Raw genomic sequence first — 11,681 nt, 5'->3', positions numbered from 1 at the left:
GGACGCGGAGCGTCCATGGCTGCATTCCCACGCAGAGCGTGGGAACGATCTGGTCAGGCAGCCCACGGCGACTTGCGAATCACCTCGACAAAGTTCATCGGCTTGAACCCCGGCTCCTGGTCCACCAGCACATCGGTCTTCACGTTGCCAAACGTGGTCTGCGGGCGATGGCGCAAGCCGTCGGCAAACGCGCAGATGATGCATTCCTTGAACCCTTCGCCGCGTGGATGCGCATGCACCACAGCTTCGCGCTGCACGCTGGAAAAGGCGGCGTAGTCCATGCCCAGCACGTCCATCTCAACGCCGGCGGTCACCAGCGCCACGGTCGGGCGCAAATGCTGCGGCACGCCCGGCGTGGTGTGCAGGGCGATCGACAACCAGACTTGTTCGATATCGTCATCGCTCAACCCGTAAGGCTTGAGGAATGCGGCCGCTGCGTTGGCGCCGTCCACTTCGAAGCGCTCATTGTCACTGCGATGGCCTTCAACCAGGCCCAGGTCGTGGAACATCGCGCCGACGTAAAGCAGCTCGGGGTTGTAGGCCATTTGCTTGCGCTCACCGCTCAACGCGCCGAACAGAAACACCCGGCGCGAGTGGTGGTAAAGCAAGTCGGACTCGACGTCGCGGATGTATTCGGTGGTGGCCTTGGCCAGGGCGCTGTCCGGGATCTGGATGCCGGCGATGGAGTTGCTCATGGTCGTTCTCCTCAACAAAGCGCCGGGGGTGGCGCCGATGAGTGAAGTCTGGTCGCGTACCCGCGAAGGGGCTATCGCCGCGAGGGTGCGATGTCGGCCAATGTGGTTGCACATCGTGCCAGCCTGAACAGTCTCTTGAGGCCTGTGAAGATCAAATGTGGGAGCGGCGGTGCGACGATTCGACTTGCTCGCGAAAGCGGTATGTCAGTTAATGCATGTGTCAACTGAACTACCGCATTCGCGAGCAAGCCCGCTCCCACAGGGGTTTTGCATTTATTCAGTTAGAAAAGGTGTTTGCAGCATGGGCAAAACCGTCGCCATCCTGATCTTCCCCGGCGTCCAGTCACTGGACGTGACCGGCCCCATGGATGTGTTCTGCGAGGCCAATCGTTTTCTGCCGCCTGAAGACCACTATCAGCTTGAAGTGATCGGCTTGGTCCACGGCACCATGGCAGCCTCCAACGGCCTGGCATTGCAGGCCCATCGGCACTACCTCGAGGCCCTGCAAGCCTATGACCTGCTACTGGTCGCCGGTGGCCCACAGCTGCCCTTCGAGGATTTCGGCGCCCAGTTTGATGATTGGCTACGCGGCGCCGCCGCCCGCGCACAGCGTTTCGGCTCGATCTGCAATGGCGCCTTCATGCTGGCGCGCGCCGGATTGCTGGATGGCAAAACCGTCACCACGCACTGGAACGATGCCGCCGACCTGGCGCGCCTGTGCCCCTCGGCCCACGTGGATGCCGACCGGCTCTACGTGCAGGACGGCAATCTCTACACCTCGGCGGGCGTCACGGCTGGTATCGACCTGTCGCTGTACCTGCTGGCCCAGGACCATGGCCCGGAAGTCGCGTTGAGCGTGGCCAAACGCTTGGTGGTATTTACCCAGCGCGCGGGCGGGCAGTCGCAGTTCAGCCCGTTCCTCACGCCCCACGCCAAAAGCACCTCGGCGGTGGCGATGGTGCAGTTGTACGTGCTGGCGAACTTGACCGGGGATTTGGGCATTGCCGACCTGGCCAAGGCCGCCAATATGAGCGCGCGTAATTTTTCTCGGGTGTTTGCCCGTGAAGCGCGCATAACGCCTGCCGAGTTTGTCGAGCGGGCGCGGGTGGACGCGGCGCGGGTGATGCTCGAAAGCAGCCCCGCACCGCTGAAAACTGTGGCCTACCAATGCGGTTTTCGGGACGCCCAGCACATGCGCAGTGTGTTCAACCGCCGGCTGGGCGTGACGCCGCAACAGTTCCGGCTTAACTTTGCGGCGCCGGTGTGAGCGTGTCGTAGGCTTCCAGCGCGCGCAACGAGTAGATGTACGCAGCACCGGCATTCAGCGAGATGGCGGTGGCCAGGGTGGCGGCGACTTCTTCGCGGGTCGCGCCGGCCTTGATCGCCGCGTCGGCATGCGCGGCGATACAGCCGTCGCAGCGGGTGGTGATGGCCACGGCGATGGAAATCAGCTCACGGGTCTTGGCGTCGAGTACATTGTTTTCCTCGGCAGCCTCGCCCAGCGCCATGTAGGCTTTGACCATCTTCGGGTTGCTCTTGCCCAGCGCGCCAAAGGTTTTATTCACGTTAGCAAGCAAGTTGGACCAGTTATTGAACATTGCGGTAACTCCTGAACGGGTTGGGTGTGAAGCCAGTGTGCGCGGTTCAGGTTGGGCGCTTTTGTTCGATCCACTCACCTTTTTGATCGATGCTCGCAAATGAACTCCATCGACACCCTGATTGCGTTGGCCAACCTGCGTGGCAGCCTGGACCTGCGCTGCCAGTTCCAGGGCGCGTGGGCCATGGACCATGAGCCTGAGCCGCTGGGCGTGGCGCCGTATCACATCGTGCTGGCGGGCACCTGCCACGCCGAGTTGTCGGGCGGCCAGCAGGTGACGCTGGAGGAGGGCGACATCCTGTTGATGCCCGGTGGCGCGACGCATCTGGTGCGCAGCCAGGGCGCGCGGGTAAAACCGGTGGCGCAGACCATCATCGAGGGTGGCCTGTTGCCGATTCACCGCCTGGGAGGAGAGCAGCCGGACGTGGACATGCTCTGCGGCAGCTTTCGCTACAACCGCCAGTCGTTGTTGCTCAGTGCGTTGCCGGACTACCTGGTGGTGTCCAGCCGTGAGTGGGAGGGCGATGGGCAATTGGCTGCGCTGATTGCCTTGTTGCGCAGCGAAGCGGACGGCCAGCAACTGGGCGCGCGTTCGTTTATCGACGCGCTGTCGCAGGCCTTGTTCACCCTGATCCTGCGCACCTGGCTGGCCCGTCAGGCGCCGGTGGCAGGCACCTTCGCCTTGCTCGCCGACAAACGCCTGAGCAAAGCCTGGCAGGCGATGCTGGCCGAGCCGGGCCATGAGTGGACCATCGACAGCCTGGCGGCGGCAGCCAGCATGTCGCGGGCCACCTTCATGCGGGCGTTTGTGAAAGTCGCGGGGGTGTCGCCGTGGGTGCTGCTGACCCAGCTGCGCATGGAGCTGGCGTTCAACCTGCTGCGCCAATCGCGCCTGAGCCTGCTGGATATCGCCGCCCAGGTGGGGTATCAGTCCCAGGCGGCGTTCAGCAAGAAGTTCAAGGAAACCTACGGCGAGGCGCCAGGGCGGATGCGAGCTCGTTAGTCGCTACAACACAAAGCCAATGTGGGAGCGGGCTTGCTCGCGAATGCGGTGTGCCAGTCGATACATCTGGTGACTGATACTCCGCATTCGCGAGCAAGTCGAATCGTCGCACCGCCGCTCCCACATTGACCGCATTCTTCCAGCACTATTTTCTCGCTGGCAACAGCTTCAGCGTGCCACGGGTATTCGCCGTCACCTCTTCATCACTGAAATGCGCCTGCTCGTACCCACCCTCGATATAAGTCTCCGCCTGGTCGCCATAGTGCGAGTCAAACGGCACCCCGCTTTGCCCCACAGGGTTGATGGTCAGTGCGTGGGCCGGGTCGGCAAAGTCGATCAGGCGGCGGGTCGACGGGCCATAGGTCACGGGCCACGGCGCAGGGCCGATCATCGCCGATTGGTTGTTCGGCACTTCGTGGGTGCCGGGCGCCGGGAAAGGGCCGACGTTGAAAATCATGTCCAACGGCTTCTGCATGCCCAGCGGGTGGCCATGGGTCAGGGTGTGGGCCTTGCCCCACTGCCATTGCGACGGGTCATCGCCAAGGTGGCCTTGAGGTGCGCGAGGCTGTTGTCCCAGGCGAGTTTTACCGTGTCGGCGCGCTTGCCGTTCCACCACGGCGAATCCGCTGAGGCGGCCAGGCGTGGCAGTGCGGCGTCGATCACCCGCGTGCCGAGTAGCGTCTTGAACATTGCGTCGCCCAGTTTAGGGTGGAAGGCCGCGTCGGTGAGGTTGAACAGGAACTGGTTGAACAGCGTGGCGCTGGTGGAGTCCAGCGGGTAGTCGCCTTTCCAGCTTGCAAGCTGCTCCACCAGTTTCAACTGCGCCGGGTCCTTGACCACTTCACGCAGCACCGGCAACAGCGGCGCCAGCAGGCGTGGGCCGTAGGCGGTGGTGGTGCCCAGTTGCAAGGCCTGGCTGTTGTTCACGTCCCACTTCACGCTTTTGTCGCTCAACTGCGCGTTCAACTGCTGGCCACGGTCGGCGAGGTTGTAGTAACCGGGGATCTCCATGCCAGTGGGCGAGGCCGGCTGGGCGTTGGCCGACACCACGTAGCCACGGGCCGGGTTTTCTTCCTGGGGGTTGGCGCTGAACGGGTAGAAGCCCAGCTTGTCGGCCTGGGCGGTGCTACCGTCGAGAATGAATGCCGGGTTGACGCCAGCCGGGCGGATCGGCAACTGCGCCGCTGCCCACCAGCCGATATCACCCTTGGCATTCGCCCACACGATATTCAGGCCCGGCGCGGAAACCTTGGCCGCTGCCGCACGTACTTTGGCCAGGGTGTCGGCACGGTTGAGTTCGTAGAAGCCTTCGAGAATCGGGTCTTCGGTGTCGAGGAACGCCCACCACATGGCAATCGGCGTGCTGCCGGCATTCTCGCCGAGCACGTCATTGATGATCGGGCCGTGGGGCGACTGACGCAGGGTGAGCGTCACCGGCGCCTGGCCCTTGACCGCAATCTGCTGTTCGCTGCTGGTCAGGTTGACCCATTGGCCGTGATACCAGACCTGGTTGGGGTTGTCCGGGTTGACCTTTTCGGCGATCAGGTCGAGGTCATCGTTCTGGAACATGGTCAGGCTCCAGCCGAAATCCAGGTTGTGCCCCAAAAACGCCACCGGCACCAGTGCGTTGTGATAGCCGTACAGCTCAAAGCCCGGCGCCGACAACTGCGCCTCGTACCACACCGACGGCACCGAGAAACGGATATGCGGGTCACCGGCCAGCAACGGTTTGCCGCTTTTGGTGCGGCTGCCGCTGATAGCCCAGGCGTTGCTGCCTTCGAACTGCGGCAAGCCATTGTCGGCCAGGGCCTTGTCGCTCAAGGCGGCGAGGGCGCCGAGGGATTTCCAGTCGCCGGCAGCCAGGTTGAGGGCGCCCTTGGGTTGCCAGTCGAGGTCGAAGACTTTCAGGTAGTCATTGCCCAGTTGGTCGCGCACGTAAGTCAGCAGCGGCTCAGTACGAAACGCGGCAGCAAAGCTGTAGGCCATATACCCGGCCACGCTGATGGTGTCCTCGGCGGTAAAGCGTCGTTTAGGGATGCCCAGCACGTCAAACTCCATGGGGCTGGTGTGGCTGTCCTGATATTGGTTGATGCCGTCCAGGTAGGCTTGCAAGGCCTTCCAGGCTGCCGAATCGTGATCCATGTGCTCGACGTAACTCAAGGCGCGCTCGCGAATGCGCAGGCTGCGAAACAGCTTGTCGGTCTCCAGCACTTTAGGCCCCAGCACCTCGGCCAGCTCGCCACGGGCCAGGCGCCGCATGATCTCCATCTGGAACAGCCGGTCCTGGGCATGCACATAGCCGAGGGCGCGATACAGGTCGGTCTCGTTCTCGGCGCGAATGTGCGGCACGCCACGGTCGTCATAACGCACCGTGACTGCGCCTTGCAGGTTGGCCAGTGTCTCGGTGCCCTGGCGGGTCGGTTGCTTGCTGTAGACATACCAGCCAGCGCCGGCCATGAGGGCGGCAATCAGGATAGCGAGCACGGTCAGGCTGCGTTTCATGGACGGTCCTTGAGTCAGTCACCTTGAAGGTCAACGGAGTCTAATCGGTTTGGTGAGCACTGCGGGAATTGCTGATACGCCGTTGTGACAGCCGAGGTTCAAGTGGCGAATACGTCGAATAAGCTACTATTGCGCCGGTCATCTTTGAGCTTTTTTCCATGACTTGCGCCACGCCACCTATCCCAGACTCCAGCCGCTGCGAGGCTGCCTACGCGTGCTGCCTGGAAGCGCCATCGCTGATCGGCCGTTTCTTGCAGCACCCGCCGGTGGGCTTTGACGCGCGGCTGTCCGACCAGGGCCTGCCGTACTTCTTTACGCCGTTCGACCTGCTCACCACCGCCGAAGACGCGTTTGTGGAGCGTGTGCGCGGCTGGCCTGCATTCAGTTTGTGGCGTTCGTGGCTGCGTATCGATAGCTGCTTTGTCGGCACCACGGTCAGTGAATATTCGCCATTGCCCCGCAACGTGTCGCCCCAGGACCTCGCGCAGTGGCTGCAAGAAGAATGCGCGCCGCAGCGCAAACTCACGGTCGTAAAAGATGTGCCCTGCGACTCGCCGCTGCTCAGCGAGGCGGATAACCGCTACGCCCAAGCCTTGATCGAAGACTGCACCCGGCGCGGCTTTATCAGCCTGGAAGGCCAGGCATTGGCCTACGTGCCGATCAACTTCAGCAGCATCGACGAATACCTGGCGCGTTTGTCCCACAGCCGTCGGCGCAATATCCGGCGCAAACTGCGCAGCCGCGAGGCGTTGCGGGTGGAAGTCCTGGACACTGGCGATGCGCGCTTCAACGATGAGGCGTGGCTTGCGCAGTTGTACGGCCTGTACAAGGCGGTGTACGACCAGAGCGAAATCCATTTCGATCTGCTGACCCCGGGGTTTTTCCGCAGCTTGTTGCAGGATGCCGCCAGCAACGGGCGGGTGTTCTGCTACTGGCATTGCGACGAGCTCATCGGCTACAACCTGTGCTACGTAGAGGGCGACAAGCTGCTCGACAAGTACATCGGGCTCAACTACCCGCAGGCGTTGGAGTTCAACCTGTACTTCGTCAGCTGGTTTGTGAACCTGGAATACGCCGTGGCCAATGGGCTGAAATTTTACGTGGCGGGCTGGACCGACCCGCAGGTCAAGGCCAGCCTCGGCGCCGACTTTACCTTCACCCGCCATTTGGTCTGGATCCGCAACCCGCTGCTGCGCAAGCTCGGCAAGCGTTTGCGCCATTACTTTGAAAGCGACGCGCAGTGGCAGCAGGAGAAACCCGAATGAGCCAGGACCGCGCACCGCTGATCCTCGATTTCGACAGTGCCGTGAGTGATATTCCCGGCGCGATCACCTTGCCCCTGCAGGCCTGGCAGGAAAAAATCCGCTTCGGTTGCCGCTGGGCGCAGTTCAAGGAACTGGAAACTGCCCTGCATGCGCAGATGCCCAGCGATTACGGCTGTGTGTTCACCGGCAGCGGCGATTATCACCACCTCAGCCAACTGCTGCTGAACCGCCTGCCGACGCAGCAGAAGTTCCAGCTGATCATTTGCGACAACCATCCCGACAACATGCGCTACCCGTTCGGTATCCATTGCGGCTCATGGGTTTACTGGGCCAGCCGTTTGCCCCAGGTCGAGCATGTGCATGTATTGGGCATCGGTTCCCAGGATATCGGCCTGGGCCACGCCTGGGAGAATCACTGGTCGCCGCTGCTCAAACGCAAGCTGACCTACTGGAACGTCAACGTCGACACGCGCTGGATGAACTGGATCGGCGCCGGGCGCAGCAACCGTGCGTTCAGCAACGCCGATGAGCTGATGCGTGCGTTCCTGGCGCAGTTGGACCGTACGCTGCCGGTTTACCTGTCCATCGACAAAGACGTGTTGAGCCCCGAAGTGGTCAACACCAATTGGGACCAGGGCGAGTTCCTGGAACAGCATTTGAACGACCTGATCGACGCTTGCCAGGGCCGGATCATCGGAGCGGACATCACCGGCGATGTGTCGGCTTACCACTATGAGAGCAAGTTCAAACGCTGGTTGAGTGCCTCCGATGGCCAGGAAGAACTGCCGCCGGCGCAGGTGCAGATCTGGCAAGCACAGCAGAACGAGCTGAATGGCCGCTTAGTCGCCCGTATCAATCAGGGTTGGCGAGAATAACCTGTAGCTGGGCGAATACGCTTTCGAAGTGTTCGTCGGTCAGCCAATGGCTGTTGCTGATCGACAGGGTGCGGCTGGCAAACGCCTGGGCCTGGGTAATGTCGCCGCCCGATTGCAACAGCGGGGCGACGGCGGGGTAGTCCGGCAAGGTGTGGATAAACAGGCGCGTCACGCCCAGCCCGGATGTCCACAACTTCGCCATGGCGGCATCACGCGCCTGTGCGGTCGGCATCAGCACCATCAAAAACGGCCAGGTGCCTTGCTGCCCCAGCCGGTCCATGATCACCGCGACGCCGGGTAAGTCATTCAAGCGTGCCGCCCGGCGTAAGGCGCGGGTACGGCCTTGCTGCAAGTAGTCGGGCAGGCGCGCCAGTGCGGCGGCGCCGACCTTCTGCCGATAGCCGCCAAGGCGGTGCAACGGGATATCGTTGACCGAAAAATCATCACCCACGGCGGCCACTTCGTCGCCCTGCGCCAGCGCCGTGCGCAAGGCTTTGCCGTACACGTAGTGCAAGCCGCGCGGCTGGTAAAGCAGGGCGTAACCCCACAGCTCGGCGCTGCGTTGCAGCTCCCAGCGCAGGCTGAAGGGCAGGTCCTGTGCGCACTGGCGGTGCAATGCCTGATGCAGCACCGGGTCGCGGCTGAACAGCACGCCGCCTTCGGCCGTGGTCAGGCCTTTGCCGAGCGCCAGGCTGAAAAACCCTACATCGCCTTTAAGTCCGACGCTGCGGCCATCGTCGAGGGCGCCCAACGCCTGGGCGGCGTCTTCGATCACCACGGCGCCGACTGATTCGGCAATACGCTTGGCGGCGTCTACATCCGCCACGCGCCCGGCCAGGTGGGTGACCACCACGGCCAGGGTGCTGTCGTCGCACAGCTGCTTGAGGTGGTGCTCGTCGAGGTCAATGCTGGCGGGCTGCAAATCACAGGGCACCACCCGCAATGGCGGGCAGTAATGCGCGGCCAATGCCACCAATGGGCAGGTGTACGCCGGCACAATCAGCCGAGTGCGGCCGGGCATGCGCTGCTGCAACACGCGCAAGGCGATGATCAACGCGGCGGTGCCAGAGCAGGGCAGTGCAGGCAATGGAAGCGAAAACTGGCGGGCCAGCGACTGCGCGAGGTCGCCCGATAAACTGAGCAAATCCCGCCCGCGCAAGGGCAGGCCGGCGGTGGGCGGGATTTCTTTGTTCATGACACCAGTGGCTGCGAAGGTTCGGCCTCGACGGTTTTGCTCTCTTTGTCTTCACTGCGCGCCAGGCACAGGATGCCCGCGATGATCAGCGCGCCGCCGATGATTTTCGGCCAGGTCAGGGTGTCATCGAACAGCCAGACCGAGATCAGCGTGACGCTGATCAACTCCAGGTGCGAGGCGGCAAACGCCGGGCCTACCGGCGCGTATTTGAGCAAAGTCATCCAGGTGAAAAACGCGCCGATATAGCCGACAAAGGCGCCGTAGATCCACGGCGCGCCAAACACGCGCACCAGCCAGGCGACGTCCATGGTTAACGGTTCGGCATGCACCGAGGCGAATTTGAAGCTGACCTGCGCCAAGGTGTCGAAAATGATCAGCGCGAGAAAACCCAGGATATAAAAACGTTTCATCATTCAAACCCTACGACGGTCACGCCACAGGCGATCAGCATGATGCCGATCAACCGCCATTTGCTCAGGCTTTCCTTGAACAGGAAACGCCCGGCAATCATGATCACCACAATGTTGATCGAGCCCAGCATCACGCCGACCGACAACGGCACCAGCGTCAGGAACGCCAGCCACAACACGAATTCGAAGACATAGCAGATCACCCCCAGCCAGATCCACGGGCGCTTGAGCATGTGTTTCCAGTGGGCGAGGCCGTCATGTTCGGCGCTGGCCGAGGCGGCGGCTTTGAACGCGAGTTGGCCGGACGTATCGACGATAACGTTGAGCATCCAGAGGATGATGGTTAACTGGCTCATGGAGTTTCGTGTCTGCTTGCAATGTCACTGGACGCTTACAATACAGGAGCCTGCCGGCCAGGTTATCGGAGTTTGCCGGTCGAACAGCCAGCGTTCAGTTTGACGCCTTGCTCCACTGGCAATAGCAACCCACCGCCAGGGTATGGGTGGCATCGACGTCGCGCCCGGCCTCAAGGGCTTTGAGGATAGGCTCGATAAAACTGTTGCTCGAATTGCACGTCAGTCCTTCGCTGTACGGCCCGAAATACGCGAGTTTGCCGCTGCGATCCCAGATGCCGACAGCAGGTGTGGCCGGCACTTGCTCGGCGCCGAGCAGGGCATTGAGCGGTTTCATCTTGCGCAAATTGTCGGGCAGTTGGCCGTGGCTGCCGGCTTTTTGCAGGGCATAAAACTCGACGCCTTGGGGCGCGTATTGCTCGATCAGTTCGCCCAAGTGCTGCTGGTTGCCGACGTTGCAGGGGCAGGCCGGGTCCCAGAAGTGCACCAGGCGAATCGGGCCTGGGCCTGCGAGTTCGGCGGGCAGGCGCAGCGAATCGCCGGAAAACACCGCAGTGTGTTCGCTGAATGCGCGCAAGTAGCGGCCCTGGAACCAGTCATAAGCCGCCCACAGCACGCCGGCGCAGATGACCAACAGCAGGCCGGCAAACAAGGCAGAGCGGTAGGGTTGTCGCATTCGGAACTATCCTCGAAGGTCGCGTAGCTTGCCATGCTTGCCCTGACAGATGAATATCGCAGCTCGATATTCATCTTCACCGTCAGTCTGGAAGCCTTTATGCCTGTGAGTTTTGACCCCGATCATCTGCGCGAGAGCTTGCGGCCACTGGTGGATGCGCAACCGCTCAGCGCCGAGGCGCGGGTCTACCAGCGTTTCTATGGGCTGGACCTGGGCGCGCGCAAAGTGCCTGCGGTGAGCCGTCTGGGGCGCTTTGAGGTAGATGGCTTCCAGGTGGTGGCGCAAGTCTGGTGGCCGGCTGTGCCAGTGGCGACAATGTTCATGTACCACGGTTTCTACGACCATATGGGCCTGTACCGGCATGTGGTGGACTGGGCGCTGGACCAGGGGTTTGTGGTGATCGCCTGCGACTTGCCGGGCCACGGGCTTTCCAGTGGTGCGCGCGCCAGCATCGACGATTTTGCGGTGTACCAGGATGTGGTGCAGGCGTTGTTTGCGCAGGCCCATTTGCTGCAACTGCCGCAACCGTGGCACCTGTTCGGGCAAAGCACCGGCGGCGCGGTGGTGGTGGACCATCTGCTCAACCACGGCGCCGACAGCCCGGCCCAAGGCAAGACCTTCCTGCTCTCGCCCCTGGTACGGCCGCGTGCATGGGGTTGGTCGCAGGTCAGCTACTATCTGTTGCGCCCGTTCGTCAAAGGCATTGCGCGGCGGTTCAGCGAGAACACCCACGATCCCAAGTTCAAACCCTTCCTGGAAGCTGACCCACTGCAGCCGCGCCAACTGCCGACCGCTTGGGTGGGCGCGCTGGCGCGTTGGATAAAACGCATCGAAGCAGCCCCGCGCAGCTCAAGGCGGCCGGTGATTGTGCAGGGTGAGGAAGATATGACGGTGGACTGGCAGCACAACTTGCAGGTGCTGCGCGGCAAGTTCGACCAGCCGCAGGTGTTGATGCTGCCGCGTGGTCGGCATCACTTGGCCAATGAGATTCCAGAGATGCGCGATGAGTACTTCAAATTCCTCACCGACCAACTGAAGTAACGCAATCTAATTGTGGGAGCGGGCTTGCTCGCGAAAGCGGAGTGTCGGTCACTGATTTGTTAACTGACC

Annotated in this window: 11 protein-coding genes and 1 pseudogene; 5 read left to right on the top strand and 7 right to left on the bottom strand. The window is 62.2% G+C overall.

Annotation, left to right across the window (positions count from 1 at the left end; translation table 11 throughout):
• Window positions 1–53 precede the first annotated feature (53 nt).
• Complete coding sequence (locus ACTD9P_RS01780; protein WP_438866453.1) at window positions 54–695, bottom strand: HD domain-containing protein; 642 nt, start codon at window positions 693–695, stop codon at window positions 54–56.
• A 301-nt stretch (window positions 696–996) separates the two neighbouring features.
• Between ACTD9P_RS01780 and ACTD9P_RS01775 the strand changes: the two genes are divergently transcribed.
• The gene (locus ACTD9P_RS01775) at window positions 997–1,962 is read left to right on the top strand and encodes a GlxA family transcriptional regulator (RefSeq protein ID WP_438866452.1); all 966 of its coding nucleotides are present in this window, start codon (window positions 997–999) and stop codon (window positions 1,960–1,962) included.
• On the opposite strand, the gene ACTD9P_RS01770 is transcribed toward ACTD9P_RS01775, so the two are convergent.
• Window positions 1,940–2,293, bottom strand: coding sequence for a carboxymuconolactone decarboxylase family protein (locus ACTD9P_RS01770; RefSeq protein WP_058421201.1), 354 nt, complete (start codon window positions 2,291–2,293; stop codon window positions 1,940–1,942). The genes ACTD9P_RS01775 and ACTD9P_RS01770 overlap by 23 nt on opposite strands.
• 99 nt (window positions 2,294–2,392) lie before the next feature.
• Here ACTD9P_RS01770 and ACTD9P_RS01765 point away from each other — a divergent pair, with 99 nt between their 5' ends.
• A complete protein-coding gene (locus tag ACTD9P_RS01765) occupies window positions 2,393–3,295 on the top strand; it encodes an AraC family transcriptional regulator (RefSeq protein WP_438866451.1) in 903 nt (300 codons plus the stop codon).
• 145 nt (window positions 3,296–3,440) lie between these two features.
• Here the strand turns inward: ACTD9P_RS01765 and ACTD9P_RS01760 are convergent.
• A pseudogene (locus ACTD9P_RS01760) lies at window positions 3,441–5,797 on the bottom strand (penicillin acylase family protein).
• Window positions 5,798–5,955: 158 nt separating this feature from the next.
• Between ACTD9P_RS01760 and ACTD9P_RS01755 the strand changes: the two are divergent.
• Both ACTD9P_RS01755 and ACTD9P_RS01750 read left to right on the top strand, forming a co-directional pair.
• Window positions 5,956–7,062 (top strand): GNAT family N-acetyltransferase, encoded by a 1,107-nt coding sequence (locus tag ACTD9P_RS01755; RefSeq protein WP_438866450.1) that lies wholly within the window; start codon window positions 5,956–5,958, stop codon window positions 7,060–7,062.
• The gene (locus ACTD9P_RS01750; protein WP_438866449.1) at window positions 7,059–7,937 is read left to right on the top strand and encodes a hypothetical protein; all 879 of its coding nucleotides are present in this window, start codon (window positions 7,059–7,061) and stop codon (window positions 7,935–7,937) included. The genes ACTD9P_RS01755 and ACTD9P_RS01750 overlap by 4 nt, the downstream gene beginning before the upstream one ends.
• On the opposite strand, the gene ACTD9P_RS01745 is transcribed toward ACTD9P_RS01750, so the two are convergent.
• The 4 genes from ACTD9P_RS01745 to ACTD9P_RS01730 form a co-directional block, all read right to left on the bottom strand.
• Window positions 7,915–9,132, bottom strand: coding sequence for a DegT/DnrJ/EryC1/StrS family aminotransferase (locus ACTD9P_RS01745; RefSeq protein WP_438866448.1), 1,218 nt, complete (start codon window positions 9,130–9,132; stop codon window positions 7,915–7,917). The genes ACTD9P_RS01750 and ACTD9P_RS01745 overlap by 23 nt on opposite strands.
• Window positions 9,129–9,542 (bottom strand): DMT family transporter, encoded by a 414-nt coding sequence (locus tag ACTD9P_RS01740; RefSeq protein WP_219269908.1) that lies wholly within the window; start codon window positions 9,540–9,542, stop codon window positions 9,129–9,131. Before ACTD9P_RS01740 ends, ACTD9P_RS01745 begins: the two co-directional genes overlap by 4 nt.
• On the bottom strand, window positions 9,542–9,898 hold the full coding sequence (locus ACTD9P_RS01735; RefSeq protein WP_026013873.1) for an EamA family transporter: 357 nt from the start codon (window positions 9,896–9,898) through the stop codon (window positions 9,542–9,544). The genes ACTD9P_RS01740 and ACTD9P_RS01735 overlap by 1 nt, the downstream gene beginning before the upstream one ends.
• 94 nt (window positions 9,899–9,992) lie before the next feature.
• Entirely contained in the window at window positions 9,993–10,571 is a 579-nt protein-coding gene (locus tag ACTD9P_RS01730) for a DUF6436 domain-containing protein (protein WP_438866447.1), read from the bottom strand.
• Between the two features lie 99 nt (window positions 10,572–10,670).
• Here ACTD9P_RS01730 and bipL point away from each other — a divergent pair, with 99 nt between their 5' ends.
• Entirely contained in the window at window positions 10,671–11,612 is a 942-nt protein-coding gene (gene bipL / locus ACTD9P_RS01725; protein ID WP_438866534.1) for a phospholipase BipL, read from the top strand.
• Window positions 11,613–11,681 lie beyond the last annotated feature (69 nt).

This window comes from Pseudomonas onubensis (genome assembly GCF_965653655.1).
In the GTDB taxonomy this organism is placed as follows: domain Bacteria; phylum Pseudomonadota; class Gammaproteobacteria; order Pseudomonadales; family Pseudomonadaceae; genus Aquipseudomonas.
Note: the sequence above shows the minus strand (reverse complement) of the source record. Positions and strands in the feature narration are given on the sequence as shown.

Coding starts and splice junctions, on each gene's coding strand:
- ACTD9P_RS01755 (WP_438866450.1), top strand. CDS start 5,956: ATGACTTGCGCCACGCCACCTATCCCAGACTCCAGCCGCTGCGAGGCT.
- ACTD9P_RS01770 (WP_058421201.1), bottom strand. CDS start 2,293: ATGTTCAATAACTGGTCCAACTTGCTTGCTAACGTGAATAAAACCTTT.
- ACTD9P_RS01775 (WP_438866452.1), top strand. CDS start 997: ATGGGCAAAACCGTCGCCATCCTGATCTTCCCCGGCGTCCAGTCACTG.
- ACTD9P_RS01780 (WP_438866453.1), bottom strand. CDS start 695: ATGAGCAACTCCATCGCCGGCATCCAGATCCCGGACAGCGCCCTGGCC.
- ACTD9P_RS01745 (WP_438866448.1), bottom strand. CDS start 9,132: ATGAACAAAGAAATCCCGCCCACCGCCGGCCTGCCCTTGCGCGGGCGG.
- ACTD9P_RS01730 (WP_438866447.1), bottom strand. CDS start 10,571: ATGCGACAACCCTACCGCTCTGCCTTGTTTGCCGGCCTGCTGTTGGTC.
- ACTD9P_RS01765 (WP_438866451.1), top strand. CDS start 2,393: ATGAACTCCATCGACACCCTGATTGCGTTGGCCAACCTGCGTGGCAGC.
- bipL (WP_438866534.1), top strand. CDS start 10,671: ATGCCTGTGAGTTTTGACCCCGATCATCTGCGCGAGAGCTTGCGGCCA.
- ACTD9P_RS01735 (WP_026013873.1), bottom strand. CDS start 9,898: ATGAGCCAGTTAACCATCATCCTCTGGATGCTCAACGTTATCGTCGAT.
- ACTD9P_RS01750 (WP_438866449.1), top strand. CDS start 7,059: ATGAGCCAGGACCGCGCACCGCTGATCCTCGATTTCGACAGTGCCGTG.
- ACTD9P_RS01740 (WP_219269908.1), bottom strand. CDS start 9,542: ATGAAACGTTTTTATATCCTGGGTTTTCTCGCGCTGATCATTTTCGAC.